This is a genomic window from Nonomuraea sp. NPDC049419, from assembly GCF_040676995.1.
GTDB lineage: Bacteria > Actinomycetota > Actinomycetes > Streptosporangiales > Streptosporangiaceae > Nonomuraea > Nonomuraea salmonea.
In genome coordinates this window covers 59,936-79,197 of sequence record NZ_JBFAQB010000015.1, presented here as the reverse complement: position 1 = coordinate 79,197, position 19,262 = coordinate 59,936, and the positions used below count along the sequence as shown (strand labels likewise).

At 73.0% G+C, this 19,262-nt stretch carries 18 protein-coding genes; 13 read left to right on the top strand and 5 right to left on the bottom strand.

Annotated elements, in window-relative coordinates:
• Positions 1-11: 11 nt before the first annotated feature.
• From AB0K12_RS33855 to thyX, 3 genes are all read left to right on the top strand, one after another.
• On the top strand, positions 12-1,229 hold the full coding sequence (locus AB0K12_RS33855) for an amidohydrolase family protein (protein ID WP_364570506.1): 1,218 nt from the start codon (positions 12-14) through the stop codon (positions 1,227-1,229).
• 308 nt (positions 1,230-1,537) lie between these two features.
• A complete protein-coding gene (locus AB0K12_RS33850; RefSeq protein ID WP_364570503.1) occupies positions 1,538-4,171 on the top strand; it encodes a M4 family metallopeptidase in 2,634 nt (877 codons plus the stop codon).
• Between the two features lie 150 nt (positions 4,172-4,321).
• Positions 4,322-5,104 carry an FAD-dependent thymidylate synthase gene (gene thyX / locus AB0K12_RS33845; protein ID WP_364570500.1) on the top strand — a complete coding sequence of 261 codons (783 nt, stop codon included), beginning with the start codon at positions 4,322-4,324 and terminating at the stop codon, positions 5,102-5,104.
• A gap of 10 nt (positions 5,105-5,114) precedes the next feature.
• On the opposite strand, the gene AB0K12_RS33840 is transcribed toward thyX, so the two are convergent.
• Positions 5,115-5,423 carry a molybdopterin synthase sulfur carrier subunit gene (locus tag AB0K12_RS33840; RefSeq protein ID WP_345403508.1) on the bottom strand — a complete coding sequence of 103 codons (309 nt, stop codon included), beginning with the start codon at positions 5,421-5,423 and terminating at the stop codon, positions 5,115-5,117.
• A 3-nt stretch (positions 5,424-5,426) separates the two neighbouring features.
• On the bottom strand, positions 5,427-6,506 hold the full coding sequence (locus AB0K12_RS33835; RefSeq protein WP_364570496.1) for an exo-alpha-sialidase: 1,080 nt from the start codon (positions 6,504-6,506) through the stop codon (positions 5,427-5,429).
• Between the two features lie 141 nt (positions 6,507-6,647).
• Between AB0K12_RS33835 and AB0K12_RS33830 the strand changes: the two genes are divergently transcribed.
• Positions 6,648-7,460 (top strand): helix-turn-helix transcriptional regulator, encoded by an 813-nt coding sequence (locus AB0K12_RS33830; RefSeq protein ID WP_364570493.1) that lies wholly within the window; start codon positions 6,648-6,650, stop codon positions 7,458-7,460.
• Here AB0K12_RS33830 and AB0K12_RS33825 read toward each other — a convergent pair.
• Together AB0K12_RS33825 and AB0K12_RS33820 are read right to left on the bottom strand one after the other, a co-directional pair.
• Positions 7,447-8,919, bottom strand: coding sequence for a sialidase family protein (locus AB0K12_RS33825; protein WP_364570490.1), 1,473 nt, complete (start codon positions 8,917-8,919; stop codon positions 7,447-7,449). The two genes, AB0K12_RS33830 and AB0K12_RS33825, sit on opposite strands and share 14 nt — an antisense overlap.
• Positions 8,920-8,995: 76 nt before the next feature.
• Positions 8,996-10,114, bottom strand: a complete 1,119-nt coding sequence (locus tag AB0K12_RS33820) for a globin domain-containing protein (protein WP_364570487.1) — start codon at positions 10,112-10,114, stop codon at positions 8,996-8,998.
• A 497-nt stretch (positions 10,115-10,611) separates the two neighbouring features.
• Between AB0K12_RS33820 and AB0K12_RS33815 the strand changes: the two genes are divergently transcribed.
• From AB0K12_RS33815 to AB0K12_RS33805, 3 genes are read left to right on the top strand one after another with little or no spacing between them, the layout of a single operon-like run.
• On the top strand, positions 10,612-11,298 hold the full coding sequence (locus AB0K12_RS33815; protein ID WP_364570483.1) for a gamma-glutamyl-gamma-aminobutyrate hydrolase family protein: 687 nt from the start codon (positions 10,612-10,614) through the stop codon (positions 11,296-11,298).
• A 10-nt stretch (positions 11,299-11,308) separates the two neighbouring features.
• Entirely contained in the window at positions 11,309-12,226 is a 918-nt protein-coding gene (locus AB0K12_RS33810; RefSeq protein ID WP_364570480.1) for an alpha/beta hydrolase, read from the top strand.
• The gene (locus tag AB0K12_RS33805) at positions 12,223-13,008 is read left to right on the top strand and encodes an enoyl-CoA hydratase/isomerase family protein (RefSeq protein ID WP_364570477.1); all 786 of its coding nucleotides are present in this window, start codon (positions 12,223-12,225) and stop codon (positions 13,006-13,008) included. Before AB0K12_RS33810 ends, AB0K12_RS33805 begins: the two co-directional genes overlap by 4 nt.
• 482 nt (positions 13,009-13,490) lie before the next feature.
• On the opposite strand, the gene AB0K12_RS33800 is transcribed toward AB0K12_RS33805, so the two are convergent.
• Complete coding sequence (locus tag AB0K12_RS33800) at positions 13,491-14,078, bottom strand: SAM-dependent methyltransferase (RefSeq protein WP_364570474.1); 588 nt, start codon at positions 14,076-14,078, stop codon at positions 13,491-13,493.
• Between the two features lie 128 nt (positions 14,079-14,206).
• Between AB0K12_RS33800 and AB0K12_RS33795 the strand changes: the two genes are divergently transcribed.
• The 6 genes from AB0K12_RS33795 to AB0K12_RS33770 all read left to right on the top strand — a co-directional run bounded on the left by AB0K12_RS33795 (position 14,207) and on the right by AB0K12_RS33770 (position 19,262).
• Positions 14,207-15,811 carry a histidine kinase gene (locus tag AB0K12_RS33795; RefSeq protein WP_355422563.1) on the top strand — a complete coding sequence of 535 codons (1,605 nt, stop codon included), beginning with the start codon at positions 14,207-14,209 and terminating at the stop codon, positions 15,809-15,811.
• Entirely contained in the window at positions 15,808-16,482 is a 675-nt protein-coding gene (locus AB0K12_RS33790) for a response regulator transcription factor (protein ID WP_355422561.1), read from the top strand. The genes AB0K12_RS33795 and AB0K12_RS33790 overlap by 4 nt, the downstream gene beginning before the upstream one ends.
• Before the next feature lie 144 nt (positions 16,483-16,626).
• Entirely contained in the window at positions 16,627-17,046 is a 420-nt protein-coding gene (locus tag AB0K12_RS33785) for a hypothetical protein (RefSeq protein WP_364570469.1), read from the top strand.
• Positions 17,047-17,056: 10 nt separating this feature from the next.
• Positions 17,057-17,653, top strand: a complete 597-nt coding sequence (locus tag AB0K12_RS33780; RefSeq protein ID WP_364570466.1) for a phosphoribosylanthranilate isomerase — start codon at positions 17,057-17,059, stop codon at positions 17,651-17,653.
• Entirely contained in the window at positions 17,646-18,596 is a 951-nt protein-coding gene (locus AB0K12_RS33775) for a hypothetical protein (RefSeq protein ID WP_364570463.1), read from the top strand. Before AB0K12_RS33780 ends, AB0K12_RS33775 begins: the two co-directional genes overlap by 8 nt.
• Positions 18,597-18,680: 84 nt before the next feature.
• A complete protein-coding gene (locus AB0K12_RS33770) occupies positions 18,681-19,262 on the top strand; it encodes a CDP-alcohol phosphatidyltransferase family protein (protein ID WP_364375929.1) in 582 nt (193 codons plus the stop codon).

Here is a 19,262-nt window from a genome sequence, read left to right as displayed (position 1 = left end):
AGAGTCTCCGCATGCTCCCCGTAGACCTGCCCGGCACGGTGCGTGACGCGCTGCTCGCCCCGCTCGTCGACCACCACTGCCACGGGGTGCGGCGCGACGACCTCGGCAGGGCCGGCTTCGAGCTGCTCATCAGCGGGGCCGGCAGCCCGGCGCCGCCCGGCACCACCCACTTCGACACGCCGCTCGGCGTCGCCGTACGGCGGTGGTGCGGGCCGCTGCTCGACCTGGAGCCGCACGCGCCGCCCGCCGTCTACCTGGCCCGCCGCGAGGAGCTGGGCGCCGGGGAGGTCAACCGTCGGCTGCTGGCCGGGGCCGGGGTGGTGGCGTTCCTCGTCGACTCCGCCTCGCAGGACGGCGAGCTGCTGAGCGCCACCGAGATGGGCCGCCACGGCGGGGCCGCCGCCGACGAGCTGGTCCGCGTCGAGCACATCGAACGCGACGTCGCCGCCTCCGCCCAGCTCGCCGTCGACTACCTCGACGACCTGGGCGAGCAGCTCACCGCCAGGGCGGCGCGCGCGGTCGGGCTCAAGACCGTCGCGGGCGCGCTGTACGGCCTCGATCTGGAGGGCTCCAGGCCCGCCCGGGGCGCCGTGATCGCCGCCGCCAACCGCCGCCTCGCCGACCCCAAGCCCCCGCTCACCGACCCGGTCCTGCTCCACTACCTGGTCTGGAGCGCCGTGGACGTGGCCAGGGAACGCGGCCTCCCCCTGCAGTTCCACTGCGGTCTCGGAGGCGGCCTCGGAGGCGGTCTCGGAGGCGGTCTCGGAGGCGGCCTCGGAGGCGGCCTCGAATCCCGGCCCGGGGGCGGGCCGCTCGGCGAGCCGCATCGGGCGGACCCGGCCAGGCTGAGCGCGTTCGCGGGCGCGCTGCAGCCGCTCGGCGTCCCGATGATCCTGCTGCACAGCTACCCGTTCCACCGCCAGGCCGCGTATCTGGCGGCGGCCTTCCCGCACGTGTACGTGGACGTCGGCCTCGCCCCGCCGCACACCGCCGCCGCGGCCCGCGTCATCGACGAGCTGCTGGAGCTGGCCCCGTTCCACAAGCAGCTGTTCGGCTCCGGCGCCTGCGGCCTGGCCGAAACCGCCTACCTGGGCGCGCTCACCTACCGCCGAGCCCTGTCCCGAGCCCTGGCCACCAGAATCGACTCGGGCGAGTGGAGCACCGCCGACGCCTCCAGAATCGCCCACATGATCGGCTCAGGAAACGCCCGCCGCATCTACCGCCTTTGACGGCTGCGCACGCCACCACTCACGCCCACCCGCTGAACGGCTTCCGCCGCGCGCCCCTTCCCGCGCGGCCGCATCCCCTCGGCCTCTGCCGCGCGCCGGCAGGCGCCTATGGGGCCTTGTCCTCGGCCTCGCCGCCCGTTCGGGCAGGTCGCCGGCCTCCTTCGCACGCGGTGCCGGGCCCTGGGGGTGAAATGCCCGAATAAAAATCCAAATTTCCCGTTTTTCAAAAGCCCGATCGTTTCTTGTCGATTTGTCAATATCGCTGTCATGATCGGTGGCGCCAGACAAACCTACCCCTTGGAGGTGCCGTGTCCTGGCGTCCCATCACCCTCGTGGCCGCGTTATGCCTGGCGCTCACCGTGCCGGGCACCGCGGCGGCCGACGACCCGCCGCCCGAGGTGGAGCAGCGTACGGGCACCCGCGCCCCGGCAGAGGTGCACGGCCTGTCCGAGCCCGCCCAGGCGGGCGACCCGGTGGCCGCCGCCAAGGCGCACCTGGCCGAGCCCCGCTACCACCTCGACCCCGCCGACCTGGCCCCGCTCAGGACGGTCGTGGACGGCGCCGACGAGACGGTCAGATTCGCCCAGCGCCACCGAGGCGTGCCCGTCTTCGGCGCCCACTACCTGGTGCACTTCCGCAAGGACGGCGACCGGCGCGAGGTCGTGGGCGCGGGCGGCCGGTTCCTCACCGAGCTGACCGTCTCCACCACCCCCACCGTCACCGGGAAGACCGCCGCGCGGATCGCCCACACCACCATGATCCGCGACCACCGGTCCCGCGAGGGCGCCACCGCCCAGGCCGCGGGGCTCGTCGTGGTGCCGAGCGGCGCCGGCCAGCTGGCCTGGCACGTGGTGCTCACCGGCCGCGACGCGGTCGCCAAGAAGCCGCTGCTGCTCGACGCGTACGTGGACGCCCACTCGGGCCGCCCCCTGTTCGCCGTGGACCGCCTGCGCATGGAGGGCCCGGTGACCGGCAGCGGGCAGACCTCGCACGGCCGTACGGTGGAGCTAAACGCCTACGAGCGCGCCGACGGCGCCTACGAGCTGCGCGACCGCACCCGTCCGATGTGGGACGGCACCGACGGCGAGATCCTCACCTACGACGCCGCCGGCCGCACCTTCTTCGACTTCTTCACCCCCGGCATCCCTGAGGGCACCGAGCTGGTCCGCTCCGCCACCCCCGCCTTCGGCCCCGAGCACACCGAGACCGGCGCCGTGGACGCCCACTGGAGCGCGGGCCAGGTCTACGCGTACTACCGCGGGCTCGGCCGCGACGGGCTCGACGGGCAGGGCGGCACCATGTACTCGGTGGTCAACGTCACGGCGGACGGCGAGCCGTACACCAACGCCTTCTGGGACGGCACCAAGATGGTCTACGGCGGAGGCGGCGACTACCACTCCTTCGCCGCCGCGCTCGACGTCGTCGGCCACGAGATGACCCACGGCGTCATCACGCACAGCGCCGACCTGGTCTACCTCGGCCAGTCCGGCGCGATCAACGAGGGCCTGGCCGACTACTTCGGCAACGCCATCCAGGTGGACACGTACGGCATCCCGATGAGCGACCCGAACGCGAGCCTGCTCGGCGAGACGCTGTGCAAGACCGCCCCGCCGGAGGAGTGCGCCGGCCGTGACCTCGACGACGGCCGCGTGGCCGGCGAGGACTACCTCGGCTTCGCCGTCGGCTACGACAACGGCGGCGTGCACTACAACTCCACGATCTTCTCCGGCGCCCTCTGGGACGTCAGGGAGGCGCTGGGCGGCGCCGTCGCCGACCGGCTCGTCTACAAGGCGCTCACCGAGTACATGACGCCGCTGGACGACTTCGTGGACGGCCGCCGCGCCGTCGAGTCGGCGGCCCGCGCGCTCGGCATGTCCGCCCGCGACAAGCTGACCGTCGCCCGCGCGTTCGACCGGCACGGCATCAGGGCGGGCTGGGAGCGCGCGCTGCGCACCGACTCGCGCGTGCTGATCGACGGCATCACCGACCGCCTGGCGCGCCCCGACGTGGCCGGCGACCGCTACGTCGTCTCCAACACCTCACCCGACGCCCTGTCGCCGAGCGTGATCCTCACCGGCCGGATCGGCGGCGGCAAGCCGGTGCGCCTGTCGGAGGGCGAGCGGTGGAACTCCGTCCCGGCCACCGACGGCAGGCGGGCCGCGTGGACCTCGTTCGACGCCGCGCAGGAGCACTACCAGGTCCACGTCCGCCCGCTCGACCGCAGCTCGCCGCCCGAGCTCGTCTTCGACGCCCCGAGCCTCGTCGACTCGGTGGCGATCGACGGCGACACGATCGTGTGGGACGGCGTCGGCGCCGACGGCGAGCACGGGGTCTGGGTCAAGCGCGGCTCGGCGGCGCCCGTCGAGGTCACCGCCGAGGCCGCCGTGCACGGGTTCTCGCCGTCGCTCAAGGGCGGCAGGCTCGCCTACGAGCGGTACTGGACGGAGGACGGCGCGCTGCGCAGCGCACCCGCCGTCCTCGACCTCAGGACCGGCGCCGAGACCGTCATCCCCATGCCGGCCGGCTCGTGGACCGCGAGGCCGATCCTGACCGGCCGTCACCTCGTCTGGACGTACGACGCGGACGACGACGGCCGCTACGGCATCATGCGGGCCGCACCCGACGGCACCCGCAGGGCCGTCGTCGTGCAGGACGGCCCGCAGGCGCCCGGGCCGAACTGGTTCGACGCCAACGACGAGGTCGCCACCATCGGCGTGTGGCCCGACGGCAGCGGGACCGGGATCTCGAACGCGATCCTGCCGAAGATCCACCAGGTGCCGCTCGGCGGCGGAACCCCGCAGCGCTACTCGTGCAACCGGGGATTTCAGGACTACTTCGCCTCCGGAGAGGGCAGAACCGTCGTCTGGCTCGACGGCACCGACGGGAACACCGACCTGGTGACCCGCGACAGGCCCGCGCCGCGCTGCCGTACCGGCTCGTGACGCCGGACCGGGTGACCGCCGGGTGACCGCCGGGCGACGGCCCGCGCACGCGGGTTGACCTGGGCAGGCGCCCGCCGCACCATGCGAGGGGGGCGGCGGGTGCCGAGCCCTGGTCAGGCGTCTCACTGCGGAAACCGAGCGGGGGCTCCCATGCGCACTGCCGAACCCGAGGTCTTCATCGTCGCCCGCCCGGCGCTCGACTACGACGAGCTGGCCCGCTACCTCGCCGAGGTCGGCGGGGAGAGCTGGCTGGAGCGGCTCGACCGCGGCGACCTCGACGCGCAGAACCTCGCCGAGTTCGCCGGCCGGCTCTGCTACCGCTCGTTCGAGCCTGGCCTCAACCCCAACGTAACGAAGATCAGGGAGAACCAGGACGACTACCTGCGCAACATCCTGGCCAGCGCCCACGGCTCGGTCCTGGAGCACGTGAGCTTCAGCTTCGTGCTGCACGACGTCAGCCGGGTGCTGACCCACGAGCTGGTACGCCACCGGCCCGGCGTGGCCATCTCGCAGGAGTCACTGCGCTTCGTCCGCCTCGACGAGCTGCCGTTCTGGTTTCCCGAGTGGGCGCGCGAGGACGACGAGCTGATGCGGCGGGCCACGGCCGTGCTGGAGGAGCTGGAGCGGTTCCAGATCTGGATGGCCGGCCACTTCGGGCTCGACGAGGAGGGCGTGCCGTTCTCCGAGAAGAAGCACCGCACGTCGTTCATGCGGCGCTTCGCCCCCGAGGGCGTGGCGACCGGCCTGGTGTGGACCGCGAACGTGCGCACCCTGCGGCACACCATCGAGGCCCGCACCGCGGCCGGCGCGGAGGAGGAGATCCGCCTGTTGTTCCAGCGCATCGGCGAGCTGATGCGCGAGGAGGCCCCCGCCCTCTTCGGCGACTACGTCGTCGAGGACGGGGCCTGGATCCCGGGCTGGCGCAAGGTCTGACCCCGGGGGATCAGGCGAGGGCGGGCAGCACGTAGACCTCGGCGCCCGGCGGCATGGCGCAGTCGAGGCCGCCGAGCCCCCTGGAGTTCTCCCCGCACACGAACATGCTGATGTGGCGGCGGATGCGGCCGTATTCGTCGCGCAGCCGCTCCTCCAGCATGGGGTGGGTGCGCCGCAGCATGTCGAGCGCCGAACGCAGGGTGGGCGGCGAGTCGCGGTCGTCGCCCACGGCGAAGACCGCGACCTCCTGGCGCCCGCTCACCCACCGCCGCAGCGAGCTGGGCAGCACGAACACGACCATCGTCACCGGCCTGGCCATGATCTAGAGCACCGCCGCACGCACGGTGAGCACGTCGGGCAGGTGGCGGGCGACCGTGGACCACGTCTCGCCGTCGTCGCGCGAGCCGTAGACCTCGCCTGAGCGGGTGCCGAAGAACACCCCGGCGTCGGAGGCGGTCATCGCGTCGCGCAGCACGGTGGAGTAGACCGGCTCGTCGGGCAGCCCCTGGGAGCGCGCCTGCCAGGTGGCACCGCCGTCGTCGCTGCGGTGGACGCGGTAGCGGTGGCCGACCGGCGTGCGGTCCATGTCGGCGTGGAGCGGCAGCACGTAGACCGTGTCGGGCCGCGACGGGTGCACCGCGATGGGGAAGCCGAAGTCGGACGGCAGCGAGGTGCCGATGTCGCGCCAGTTGGCCCCGAAGTCGTCGCTGCGGTAGACGCCGAAGTGGTGCTGGAGGTAGAGCCGCTCGGGCCGGGACGGGTGCATCGACACCTTGTGGACGCACTGCCCGAACTCAGGATATTGCTGGCCCTCCGGCATGAACGGGGCCCTGATGTTCTTGTTGGCCGCCTCCCACGACAGCCCGCCGTCGCGGGTGCGGTAGAAGCCGGCCGCCGAGACGGCGACGGCCATGATCTCGGGGTCGGTGGGGTGGTTGACGATCGTGTGCAGGCACAGCCCGCCGCCGCCCGGCTCCCACCGCTCGCGGTGCGGATGCTCCCACAGGCCCTCGACCAGCCGATAGGTGACGCCGCGGTCTTCCGAGCGGAACAGCGCGGCCGGCTCGGCCCCCGCCCAGACGACGTCGGGCTCGGACGGCGACGGCGCGAGCTGCCAGACCTTGGCGAGCGTCGCCCCGGTCTTCTCCGGGAAGGCGACGGGCGGGTGGTCGGCCTCGTGCCAGGTGGCGCCGAGGTCGTCGGAGTACATCACCGACGGGCCGAAGTGGCCGTATTCGATGCCGGCCAGCAGCCGGGGCGTGGCGCCCCTGGTGTCGATCGCCACCGAGTGCACGGCGACCGTGGAGAACTGGATCGGCTGGACCTCGAACGGGCCGCCGCCCGTCGAGCGGGCCAGGAACAGGCCCTTACGGGTGCCGACCGCGAGCATTGCGTCACTCATGACTTCGCTCCCATGTTCGCTTGCGGTCATCGTGCCACGCGCCACCGACAGTTACCGAGGACTGGGCGATTCCGATCGCAAGCGTCTCGCTTACCTGGGGGGTAATCGAGACGCTTCCCTCTGATCGCTACGGTGAGGGGCATGGAAGCGGTCGCCGTACATGAGGAGTCCTTCGGTTCGCTGCTGCGCTCGTGGCGGCAGCGGCGCCGGGTGAGCCAGCTCGACCTGGCCATCGAGGCGGGGGTGTCGGCCCGCCACGTCAGTTTCCTGGAGACCGGGCGGGCCAGGCCGAGCCGCGAGATGGTGACGCGGCTGGCCGAGGAGCTGGACGTGCCGCTGCGGCACCGCAACCGGCTGCTGGTGGCCGCGGGTTTCGCCCCGGTCTATCCGGAACGCGAGGTGCGCGCGCCCGAGCTGCAGGCCGTCCGCCAGGCGCTGGACACGATCCTGGCGGGGCACGAGCCGTATCCGGCGGTCGTGGTGGACGTGGCGTGGAACCTGGTGGCGGCCAACGCGGCGGCCGGGATGTTCCTGGAGGGCGTGCCCGATGAGCTGCTGCAGGAGCCGGTCAATGTGATGCGGCTGTCGCTGCACCCCGACGCGATGGGCGGGCGGCTGCTCAACCTGGCCGAGGTACGCGGCCACCTGCTGCGCCAGCTGCGCCGCCAGGCCGAGTCGTCGGGCGACGGGCGGCTGGCCGAGCTGCACGACGAGCTGGCCGCGTACACCTACAAGGACAGGGCCGGCGTCGAGGCCGACGTGGCGCACCTGGTGGGGCCGTCCGACCTCCTCATCCCGCTGCGCATCGCCGCGGGCGACCGGGTGCTGTCGCTGTTCACCACGATCGCGACGTTCGGCACGCCGATGGACGTCACGGTCTCCGAGCTGGCCATCGAGACGTTCTGGCCGGCCGACGAGGAGACGGCGGCGGCGTTCCGCGTCAGCGGGCGGTGAGGGGGAGCGCGGGCGGCGGCTCGCCGGCGGCGACCGCGGCCTCGATCGAGGCGAGGGGTGCGGGGCCCGGCACGATCGGCAGGCCGCCGGTGACGGTGTGCGTGCGGACGTCGGGCAGGCCCTCGGCGGGCGGCGCGGCGACGGCGAAGACGGGGAAGGCGTTGCCGCCCGGCACGACGGAGACGGAGATGTAGTCGCCCACCGTCCTGCCCTGGCCGGTGACCGGCAGCCAGCCGACCGCCATCGGCCCGTGCAGCTCCAGCGGCGCCGACCAGCTCGCCCCGCCGTTGGCCGAGGAGGTGTGGCCGACGGTGAGGCGGCAGGTGGCGGGCACGCAGGCGGCGTCGGCGTAGCGGTAGTACGTCACCGCGAGCCGCGCCCGCCCGCCCTTGCTCGCGCGGTCCACGCCGAGCCCGGGAATGACGTGGTCGCCGCCGTCGTCGGTCACCCGCAGCACGTCGCCCCACCGCTCGCCGGTGGCCGACGTGCTGAGCACGATGTCGTTGCCGGCGCAGCCGTGCTGGAAGCGGCAGTCGTGCCAGGCGACGTAGACGGTGCCGGCGGCGTCGGTCTCGGCCGAGGGCAGCGGTAACGCCCGCAGCCCGCCCGCCGGCGTGTGCCGCTCCACCCGCGAGACCAGCGTGCTCTCGCTCCAGCTCGCCCCGCCGTCGCGGGACCGGAACGAGCGGATCTCGCCGTCGTTGCTCAGGTACGGCACCACGACGGTCCCGTCGGGCCGCACCGCCGGCTGCCCGCCCAGCCCGCCGGCTCTGGTGACCGCGACGGTCCAGGACAGGCCGCCGTCGACCGAGCGCGCCACCCTGATCGCGTTCGCCACGGCGTGGTCGTCGAACACGGCATAGCACTGCCCCTGGTACGGGCTGCCGTCCCCGTTGTCGCAGACCACCCAGCTCTTGTCCAGGTCGCCGCCCACGGCGGTGACGACCGGCGGCGACCAGGCCACCCCGTCGGTGGAGCGGCTGGTCAGCACGGCCGCCCCGGTGACCCCGCCGGTCACCCCGCCGGTCACCCCGCCGGTCACCTCGCTGGTCTGGGTGAGCCCGATCGAGGTGATCAGCCACACGCCGTGCAGGGCGTCGTAGGCCACCGAGGGGTCGGAGGCGCGCGCGTGCACGCCGCCCGCCGCCGTGGTGAGCCCGGGCAGCGTGCCCCTGCTCCAGGTGGCGCCGCCGTCGCCGGACATCGCGTACGCGATGCCGGCCGCGCCTCCGTCGGGCAACCGGCCCGTCTGGTGCGCCGCCACGATCACGTCGCCCCACTGGTAGGTGTCGGCGCCGCCCTGCGGGCCGGGCCGCGGCGCGGTGGTGCTGACCTCGGGGCCGATCTCGGTGAGGGGGACCGCCTCGGACGCCGTGGCGGGCGCCGGCGCGATCAGCGACGCCGCGGCCACGAGGGCGACGAGTCCGCCGATCGTACGGCGCCGGGCGGGAAGGGGCACGCTCCACCTCCGCGTGGGGGGTCACCCTCCAGATGGCCTCTTCCACGCCCGATTGTCAACCTTTCGATCACGAGTGTCAGCGTTCGCCGTGCACGGCGTCCCGGTGGATGCGGGCCGGCGGGACGCCGTCACTCTGGAGGCGGCGCACGGTCTCGTTGACCATGCTGGAGGGGCCGCACACGTACACGTCGTGCTCCGACCAGGAGTGGAAGCGCTGGGTCACCTCGGGCAGGTGGCCGCGCATGCCCTCGTAGCCCGGCTCGTCCGAGACCACGGGCAGCACCCGCAGCCACGGGAACGACGACTGCATCCTGATCAGGTCCGGCAGGTCGTACAGCTCGCCCGAGGTGCGGGCGCCGTACAGCAGGTGGATGTTGGGGCGGCGGCCCGAGGCGATGATGGACTCCACGATCGCCTTCAGCGGCGCGAGTCCCGTGCCGCCCGCCACGCACAGCACGTCGCGCGGGCTGTGCTCGCGCGGCGTCATCGAGCCCATGGGCGGGCCCAGCATGAGCGTGTCGCCGATGCGGGTGTGCCTGATCAGCGTGGTCGAGACCCAGCCGCCGGGCACCGAGCGCACGTGCAGCTTGATCATGTTGTCCGGGCGCGGCGCGTTGGCGATGGAGAACGTCCGCCACACACGCGGCCAGCGCGCGGTCTGCACGGTGACGTACTGGCCCGGCGTGTACGGCAGCCGCTGCGTCGGCCGCAACGTGATGACCGCGATGTCGCGGTGGCGCAGCTCGTGGTCGACGACCTCGGCCAGCCACCACGCGGGGGACACCCCCGAGTCGGACTCGGCCGAGCCGATCATGAGATTGGCGGCCGCCGAGTACGCCGCCACCCAGGCCGCCTCGATCTCGTCGTTCCAGACGTCGGCCGCGAAGCGGCGGATCGTGGCCAGCAGGGCGTTGCCCACGGCCGTGTAGTGCTCGGCGACGACGCCGTACTTGCGGTGGTCACGGCCGAGCTGGCCGAGGTGGGCCGCCATGCCGTCCGGGCTGTCCAGGCTCCACACGATCCTGGTCAAAGCGCTGAACAGCCGGTCCCGCTGCACGTTCATCGCGGGCGGGAACATGCTTCGCAAGTGCGGGTTCTCGGCGAACAAGCGGCCGTAGAAGTAGGCCGTGGCCTTGGCGGCCACGGGTTCGACGAGGGAGAAACTCTCCTTCACCAGGCGCGGATTCAACGACATGAAAACAACCCCACCCTTTGACCGGAAACGCATTCCGGTCTCGCCGTTCACCTCCCTGACGTTCCGGGTCGTGAGCGCGGGACCCCTCCCCGGCATGTCCGTACGCTCGAAATCGAGTCTTACACCCGCGATGACCCGCCACAACCGTTTCCCCCCAATACGGCGCGAAGCAGAACTATCAGTAATGGCTCCGTCATTCTCCGCGCTCGGGATCTCTGGAATTTCGGTCGCCGAATATGAAAACAACTAATTTTCATATTGAGCGACGAAAAATGCGTGTATGGCGGGATGATCGTCACCCTTACGGCGGGATGCGCCCGGCTAACCGGACAACCCGGGAAGAGGGTGTCGGACGGGAGGCAAGCCGCACGAGGGGATCTTCAGGAGGGGTGACATATCGGAAAGACTGTGCGCCATGATGGGGGAGTGCATGGGGCCGCCCCCGCACCTCGGCGGAGGGCGGCCGTACGAACTCCACCATGCCCTTGGGAGATCGCATGTCCCGACCGCTGATCGGCATCACCGCCTACTTCGAGGCCGCCCGCTGGGGCGACTGGGTACGCGAGGCCGTGCTGTCTCCCCCCTCCTACGCCAAGATGGTCGGCCGGGCGGGCGGCGCACCCGTCGTGCTGCCGCCCATCGCCCCCAGCGCGGTCGACGACTACGTCAGCGGCCTGCGCGGCGTCGTCCTGGCCGGCGGCGCCGAGCTGGCCGCCGACACCTACAACGGCGAGCAGGACCCCAGGGCCGACGAGCCGCAGCCCCACCGCGACCGCTTCGAGCTGGCCCTGGCCAGGGCCGCCATCCGGGCCGACGTGCCCGTCCTCGCCATCGGCCGCGGCATGCACGTGCTCAACGTCGCCCAGGGCGGCACCCTCATCCCGTGGCTGCCCGACGTCCTCGACAGCGACCGCCACGCGGAGCCCGACGGCGGCCACGTCATCCAGGTCAGCGTCACCAGCAAGCTCGGCAAGGCCGTCGGCGACCGCGTCGAGGTCAGCGCGCCCCACCGCCAGTCCGTACGCAGGCTCGGCACGGGCCTGCTGGCCGTGGCCTGGGCAGAGGATCAGATCGTCGAGGGCATCGAGCTGCAGGGGCACCGCTTCGGCGTCGGCGTCCAATGGCACCCCGAACGCGGCACCGACACCCGGCTCTTCGATGCGTTCATCGAGGCGGCCCGCTAGGCTGCTGATCATGCCGCTGCACCCCCAGGCACGGGATTACGTCGCCCAGTTCCTAGCCGGCTCCGACGACGAAGGGCTGGCCGGTCTCGACCTGGCCGCCATCCAGGAGATGCGCGCGAGCGACCCCATGGCCGTCCACCGGGGGCCGCTGACCAAGCTGCCGTTCGTCCGCGACGAGGTGGCCGAGGGCGTGCCCATCCGCATCTACCGCGCCGACCCGGGCGACGCGCCCCTGCCGGTCCTGGTCTACTTCCACGGCGGCGGCTGGGTCTTCGGCAGCGTCAAGCGCAGCGACGCGATCGGCCGCGACCTCGCCATCCGCACCGGCGCCGTGGTGGTCTCCGTCGGCTACCGGCTGGCGCCCGAGCACCCGTTCCCCGCCGCCGCCGACGACGCATGGACGGTCGTGCGCGACCTGTTCGCCCGCCCGGCCTTCTACCAGAGCAACGGCAGCGTCGCCGTCATCGGCGACAGCGCCGGCGCCAACCTGGCCGCCGTGGCCGCCTGGCAGGCCCGCGACGCCGGCCTGCGCCTGGCCCACCAGGCGCTCGTCTATCCGGTGCTCGACGCCGCCATGGACACCCCCAGCTACACCGCGAACGCCAAGGGCTACGGCCTCGACGCCGCCGACATGGCCTGGTTCGTCAGCCGGTACGCCGGCGACGTCGACCCCGCCGACCCGCGCCTGTCGCCGCTGCGCCTGCCCGACGTCTCAGGTCTCGCCCCCGCGACCGTGGTCACCGCCGAATACGACGTCCTCAGGGACGAGGGCGAGCGCTACGCCGCCCGCCTCGCCGACGCGGGCGTCCCCGCCGAGCTGCGCAGGTACGACGGCGCCATCCACGGCTTCTTCGGCCTGCCCGGCCTGTTCGACCAGGCCGTCGAGGCGCGCGACTACGTGGCGCAGCGGCTGCGGGAGCACCTGTGAAGGACGCCTACACCAAGCTGCGGCTCGACACCCCGGCCGACGGCGTGCTCCGCGTCACGATCAGCGAGCCCGCCAGGCTCAACGCCGTCGACGCCACCGCGCACCGCGAGCTCGGCGAGATCTGGCGCGACGCCGACCGCGACGCGTCCGTACGCGCGATCGTGGTCAGGGGTGAGGGCGCCGCGTTCTCCGCCGGCGGCGACCTGTCCATGATCGAGGACATGATGCGCGACCACGACACCCGGATGCGGGTGTTCACCGAGGCCCGCGACATCGTCTACAACGTGCTCAACTGCTCCAAGCCCATCGTCTCCGCCATCCAGGGCCCCGCCGTCGGCGCCGGGCTCGCGGTGGCGCTGCTGGCCGACATCTCCGTGGCCGGCCGCACCGCCCGCATCATCGACGGCCACACCAGGCTCGGCGTCGCGGCCGGCGACCATGCCGCCATCGTCTGGCCGCTGCTGTGCGGCATGGCCAAGGCGAAATACCACCTGCTGCTCTGCGAGCCGGTCACCGGCGAGCAGGCCGAGCGTATGGGCCTGGTGAGCCTGTGCGTCGAGGACGACGAGGTGCACGAGAAGGCGATGGAGATCGCGGTCAGGCTCGCCGCCGGCGCCCAAGACGCGATCAGGCTGACGAAATACTCGCTCAACAACTGGCTGCGCCTGGCCGGCCCGTCCTTCGACGCCTCGCTGGCCATGGAGTTCCTCGGCTTCACCGGGCCCGACGCCGCCGAGGGCGTCCGGGCCCTGCGCGGGAAGCGGCCGCCCGCTTTCGGCTGACCTCGGCTTTCACCGTCCTGGTGTGCTTCCCCCGCCCTCGGGTAGTCGGGGCGCGTGGACGTCGAAGGGCCGCTTTCCGCCGAGGTCGAGAACGCCGCCCCGGCACCCGGAGCCCGGGCGTCCATCGCACAGGGGGAGGAGGTCATCCAGCCGTCGTGATCATCTCACGGCGACCAGCCCACCGGCCGGTCCACCCTTCGCCTCATGGCGGGACCAGGGACGCGATCCGTACGGCGATGGGCACGCCGGCCGGCAGGCCGGCGGGAAACCGCGGGGGCGGTCCGGACGCCCGCGCCGCCAGGGGTTGAGCAGGCAGCTCCCGGCCGAAGGCGTGGCCCGTCCGATCCCGGCGCCGATCGGGCGGCCGGACACCCCGCGCTCCTCCCTCCGTCGCCCGTTCCAGCCGGCCGTCAGCCCGATCGTCGGCCCGGTCGTCGGCCCGGTCGTCAGCCCGGTTGCCAGCGGAGCCGTCAGCCCGGCCGTCAGCGGGGCCTGCGGGCGTGGAAGACGAAGGCGGGAGGCGTGTTGCGCCACACCGTACGGCCCGGCACGACCTCCTCGAACCGCTCGGCCAGCAGCGCGCGGAAGCGCCGCGCCGAGCTGAGCGGGATCGCGTGGATGTAGGAGAACGTGGTGAACGCCGCCCCCGGGCTCATCGCCCCCGTCACCGCGCCCAGCAGCTCCCGCTGCACGTCATCGGGGAACGCCGCCCACGGCAGCCCGCTCACCACCACGTCCGCCATCCGCAGCCCGCGCTCGCCGAGCAGCTCGCCCAGCCGCGTCGCGTCGTCGTGCGCCACGTCCACCGCCGGATAACGCTCGGCCAGCAGCCGCGCCAGCTGCTCGTTCAGCTCCACCGCCAGATGGTGACCCCGGCCGCCCAGCCGCTGCTGGATCTCCGCGGTGAACGCGCCCGTGCCAGGCCCGAGCTCGACCACGATCGGCTCGCCCCGCTCGGGGATCGGCGCGCAGACGGCCGCCGCCAGCCGCCGCGAGCTGGGCGCGACCGCGCCGATCGTGGCGGGGGAGCGCAGGAACTGTCCGATGAACAGTGCGGTGTCGTTGGGCATGCCCTGAATGTAGGCGCTGGTCGCCGCCGATCGCTCCGCCCTCCGGGCGGACCTGCGGCCACTTGGAGGAGGCGCGGTCCTCCGCGCGGAGGATCAGCCGGTGGAGCGGTGCGGATACGGTGTGGTGCATGCGTTGGCGTGGTGTGCCGCTCGATGTCCTGCTCGCGGCCTCGGGGGTGGCCCTCGACCTGCTGACCACGGCACACGCGGGCGACACCGACGTCCTGCCCGCCGAGGCGAACATCCCCATGGCGCTGCTGGTCGGCCTGCCCATGGGGCTCGTCCGGCACCGGCCGGTCCTCGTCACCCTCTACCTGGCGGCCATGCTCGCCACCACCGACCAGCTCGGCTCGTTCACCTCCAACACCGCGCAGATCCTGCTCTGCGTGGCGCTCGGCGTGGCCGGATACCTCGCCAGCGCCCGCGCCACCGCCCTCGCCGTCGTCGCCGCCATCGTCGCCACCGCCTTCAACATCGCCGACCCCGGCATCGCGCTCACCGGCAACACGTGGATGTACTCCGTGCTGCTGCCCGTCTTCCCCGCCGTGCTCGGCGGCTACCTGCGCAGCTCGGCCGAGCGGCTCGACGAGCGCGACGTCACCCCCGACGCGCTGCTCGCCGCCGGCGGCGTCGCCATCACCGTGCTCAGCACGTGGACGTCCTGGCACTCCGGCGCCCAGCCCGTCTGGGTCGTCGGGCTGCTCGCCGTGGTCGGCGGCCTGTCACTCGGCGTCGCCAGGCGGCTGCCCGGGCTGGTCTTCCTGCTGCAGGGCGTGCTGCTCGTCTCCGCCGACGCCTACCTCAACCAGGCGGTCAACACCTGCGTGATCCTCACCCTGATCGCGATCGGCGTGTTCGCCATGCGGGTGGTGTCGTGGGCCTGGACGGTGGCCGCGTACCTGACCGGCTGCCTGCTCACCGCCATCGCCGTCGTCGGTGACGACACCTCCATCACCGGTTTCCGCGTCGGCGTGCTCATGACGCTCGTCGCCACGCCCATCGCGATCGGCCGCTACCTCGGCATGCGCCGCGCCGCCGCCGCGTCCGAGCGGCTGCGCGCCGAGGAGGCCGCCCGCGCCGCCGTCGCCCAGGTGCGCGCCGACCAGCTCGCCGAGCGCGAGCGCATCGCCCGCGACGTGCACGACATCGTCGCCCACCACGTCGGCGCCATGGTGCTGCGGGCCAGCGCCGCCCGCTACACCGCGCCCGACGGCCCCGTCGCCGACGCGCTCAACGACATCCGCGAGACGGGACACCAGGTGCTGCAGGACCTGCGCGACCTGCTCGACCTGCTGCGCGACCCCGAACGCCAGCCCGACCTGCTGGCCAACCCGGCCGACGTCGTCCGCGAGTCCGCCGAACGCATGGCCGCCGCCGGCCTCGTCGTGGACCTCGACCTCGATCCGGCCACCGACCAGACCCCGCTCATCGCCCGCGCCTCCGCGGCCAGAATCGTCCAGGAAGGACTCACCAACGTGCTCAAACACGCCGGCCCAGGCACCCGGGTCCGCGTATCCGTGACCCCCTCGGAAGAGGGGCTCGCCGTCGAGGTCCGCAACGGCCGCCCGCCGACCGCCATCGAGCGCCTGCCCTCCTCCGGCCGGGGCCTGGCGGGCATGCGCGAGCGGGTCCGCACCCTCGGCGGCACCCTCAGCGCGGGACCTGACGGCGAGGGCGGCTGGCTGCTCGCCGTCCACCTGCCCACCCGCCTGTCCCCAGGGAGCGCCGCGTGATCCGCGTGCTGGTGGCCGACGACCAGGCGCTCGTCCGCGCGGGCGTGCGCATGCTGCTGCAGGCCACGGGTGACATGGAGGTCGTGGGCGAGGCCGAGGACGGCGCCGAGGCCGTCCGCCTGGCCGAGCGGCATCTGCCCGACGTCATCCTCATGGACCTGCGCATGCCCAGAGTCGACGGGCTGGAGGCCATCAGGCGGGTGCTCGCCGCCCGGCCGGGTGCCAGGATCGTCGTGCTGACCACGTTCGCCGAGGACGGCAACGTCTACGCCGCCCTGCGCGCCGGCGCCGTCGGCTTCCTCGTCAAGGACGACGACCCCGAGCGCATGGTCGAGGCCGTCCGCAGGGCCGCGGCGGGCGAGCAGCTCCTCGCCCCCTCGGTGCTGCGCCGGGTCGTCGAACGCTTCCTCGCCGCCGAGGAGCAGGCCGCGCCCGCCGCGCCGCCCGGGCTGACCGAGCGTGAGCTGGAGGTGCTCGCCCTGGTCGGCACCGGCCTGTCCAACGCCGAGATCGCCGAGGAGCTGCACGTCGGCGTCACCACGGTCAAGACCCACATCGCGGCCGCGATGGAGAAACTCGGCCTGCGCAACCGCATTCAGGCCGCCGTCATCGCCCACCGCACCGGCCTGGTGGACGCCTCCTTCCGCCCGGTCCGCCACCCCCGCCCCTGACCCCTCGCCCGGCCGGGCCGCCGTCCTCGGGCGGGGGTCCGCCTGCGGGTGTACCCCCGCGTCACCCGGTGGGCGGACGACCGGGCCGGGGGCGGTCCGGGAGCATGTGGTCGCACGTTGATCGCAGTAGCGGAAGGACCCCCCATGCAGGAGACCCTCAGTTCACAGGAGCGGCGGAGCGGTGGCGCGGACCGGATCTCCGGTGGTCTGCTCTACGGGCTGCGGCTGGCCGTCACCGCGCAGGGCGTCGCGCTCGTCGTCGCGGCGTCGTTCGCCGGGCAGGCCGTCGAGACGGCGTCGATGGGTGAGAGCCACGTCATGGCCGGCATGGTCGTCCACCTCGTGGCGCTCGTCCAGATCGTCCTGGCGGTGCTGTTCTGGCGGCCGGGACGCGGCGCGGGCTGGCCCGCGCTGGCGAGCGTGGCGCTGTTCGTCGTCGGCCTCGCCCAGCACGTCACCTGGCTGTGGCTGGGCGCCCACCTGCCCAACGGCGTGATCCTGTTCGGCCTCATCACCGCGCTGCTCATCTGGGTCTGGTCACCGGCGGCGGCCCGCCGCCGCTAAGGTCGAAGGCGTGTACGTGAAGATCTGCGGGCTGAGCGAGCCGGAACACGTCGCCACCGCCGTCGAGGCCGGCGCCGACGCCATCGGGTTCGTCATGACCAAGAGCCCGCGCCGCATCACGCCCGAGCGGGCCGCCGAGCTGGCCGCGCTGGTCCCGCCCCACGTCCTCACGGTCGGCGTCTTCCGCGGCGAGGACCCGACGGCCGTGCGCGAGGCCGCGCTGACCTCCGGCGTACGCGCCGTCCAGCTGCACGGCAAGCACCCCCACGGCGACTTCACCGCGCTCAAGGACCTCGGGGTGCGCCTGGTCAGGGCCGTGGACGCGCAGGCCGACCTGCGCTGCGGCGCCTACGACGAAGACCTGCTCATCGTCGACGCGCCCCACGCCGGCTCCGGGCAGCCGTGGGACTGGGCGGCGGTCCGCGGCCGCCCCTCCGGTCAGTGGATGCTGGCGGGCGGCCTGGCCCCTGGCAACGTCGCCGAGGCGGTCGCCGCCGCCCGTCCGTGGGGCGTCGACGTCTCCAGCGGCGTCGAGACCGCCCCGGGAAAAAAGGACTCCGACCTCATCAGATCCTTCCTCGAGGCGGCCCGCGGCCTCGATGTCTGACCTCCCTCCCGCCTCCGCTGCCGGGCGCGACCCGGGCGCGCCTGAGCAGCCGCCCGCCGTCACCGGCGACCTGGCGCGGGTGCTCGGTTTCCTGCACGGGTTCGCCCGCCGCCGCGCGCCCCGCGTGCTGCCCGCACCGGGCGGTTTCGCCGTGCTCGACGACCGTTTCCCCGGCTCGTACGACGACAACAAGCTGATCGTCACCGAGGACGCGGACCCGGCTCTCCTGCTGAAGGCGGCCGACGACCTCCTGGCCACCCGGGGTCACCGCCTGATCTGCGTGGACGACGACCGCCTCGGCACCGCCTGCGCCCCCGTGTTCACCGCCGCCGGCTACGAGCGGGAGACCACGCTCGTCATGACCTTCACCGGCGGCCTCCCCGAGGCGCCGCCCCCGGCCGAGCGCCTGGAGCCGGACGAGCTGCTCCCCGTCCTGCGCCGCGACTGGCGCCACACGCTTCCCGAGGCCCCGGAAGAGGTGATCGAGGGCCTCGCCCGCCGCGTCGAGGCCCGCCCGGCGGGCGCCGACGTGGTGCGCTTCCACGGCGTACGCACCACGTCCGGCGAGATCGCCGCCCGCGCCGACCTGTACGTCCACGACGGCGTCGCCCAGATCGAGAACGTCTTCACCGGCCACCTCCACCGGGGCGCCGGCCACGCCCGCACCCTCATGACCGCTCTCCTCGCCGAAGCCGCGGCCCTGCTCGCCGGCAGCAGGAGCGGGGGCGCGGGCGGCGCGGCCGATCGGCCCGCGGGCGGAACCGCCGGGGGAGGGACCGGCGGGAGAGAGACCGCCGCGGGAGAGACCGCAGGGGGAGAGAGCGGCGGGGGAGAGAGCGGCCTGATCTTCCTGCTGGCCGACGCCGACGACTGGCCTCAACGCTTCTACCGCCGGCTGGGCTTCACCGAGCTGGCCCGCACCCACGCCTTCCTCCGCACCTGACGGGCCGCCGGGATCCCCTGAGGCCGATGAGGTGGGGGAAGCGCGGGCCGCTGCGAGGGAGTTCCACGCAGTAGGGTCTCCTGCGTGAGCGAAACTTCCGCCGAGGACCGGATCTGGACGGTTCCTAACCTGCTGAGCTTCCTGCGCCTCCTGGGCGTGCCCGTGTTCTTCTGGCTGGTTCTCGGGCCCAAGGCCGACGGGTGGGCCATCGGGATCCTCGCGGTCGCCGGTTTCACGGACTGGCTCGACGGAAAGATCGCACGGGCGTTCAACCAGACGAGCAGGCTGGGCCGGATCATCGACCCCGCCGCGGACAAGCTGTACGTGTTCGCCACCATCATCGCCCTGCTGCTGCGCGACGTGATCCCGTGGTGGCTGGTCGTGGTCGTCCTGGGCCGTGACGTCTTCGTCGCCTGTTTCGCCCCCGTTCTTCGCAAATATGGATATAAGGCACTTCAAGTGCATTTCCTGGGCAAGGCAGCCATGTTCAACCTCATGTACGCCTTCCCCCTGCTCTTCCTTGCCTCGCACTCCGGGTGGTATGCCGAAATAGCACGCATTGTCGGGTGGGCGTTCGCTCTGTGGGGAACGGGCCTGTACTGGTGGGCGGGGGCGCTGTATGTCGTACAGGTGCGTCAACTGGTAACGGCGGCCAGAAGGGGCTGA

Bases quoted from the DNA above. Each gene is read 5' to 3' on its own strand.
- thyX (WP_364570500.1), top strand. From the start codon at position 4,322: ATGCGCACTGCCGAACCCGAGGTCTTCATCGTCGCCCGCCCGGCGCTC.
- AB0K12_RS33810 (WP_364570480.1), top strand. From the start codon at position 11,309: ATGCCGCTGCACCCCCAGGCACGGGATTACGTCGCCCAGTTCCTAGCC.
- AB0K12_RS33820 (WP_364570487.1), bottom strand. From the start codon at position 10,114: ATGTCGTTGAATCCGCGCCTGGTGAAGGAGAGTTTCTCCCTCGTCGAA.
- AB0K12_RS33775 (WP_364570463.1), top strand. From the start codon at position 17,646: ATGTCTGACCTCCCTCCCGCCTCCGCTGCCGGGCGCGACCCGGGCGCG.
- AB0K12_RS33815 (WP_364570483.1), top strand. From the start codon at position 10,612: ATGTCCCGACCGCTGATCGGCATCACCGCCTACTTCGAGGCCGCCCGC.
- AB0K12_RS33800 (WP_364570474.1), bottom strand. From the start codon at position 14,078: ATGCCCAACGACACCGCACTGTTCATCGGACAGTTCCTGCGCTCCCCC.
- AB0K12_RS33835 (WP_364570496.1), bottom strand. From the start codon at position 6,506: ATGAGTGACGCAATGCTCGCGGTCGGCACCCGTAAGGGCCTGTTCCTG.
- AB0K12_RS33830 (WP_364570493.1), top strand. From the start codon at position 6,648: ATGGAAGCGGTCGCCGTACATGAGGAGTCCTTCGGTTCGCTGCTGCGC.
- AB0K12_RS33795 (WP_355422563.1), top strand. From the start codon at position 14,207: ATGCGTTGGCGTGGTGTGCCGCTCGATGTCCTGCTCGCGGCCTCGGGG.
- AB0K12_RS33855 (WP_364570506.1), top strand. From the start codon at position 12: ATGCTCCCCGTAGACCTGCCCGGCACGGTGCGTGACGCGCTGCTCGCC.
- AB0K12_RS33840 (WP_345403508.1), bottom strand. From the start codon at position 5,423: ATGGCCAGGCCGGTGACGATGGTCGTGTTCGTGCTGCCCAGCTCGCTG.
- AB0K12_RS33785 (WP_364570469.1), top strand. From the start codon at position 16,627: ATGCAGGAGACCCTCAGTTCACAGGAGCGGCGGAGCGGTGGCGCGGAC.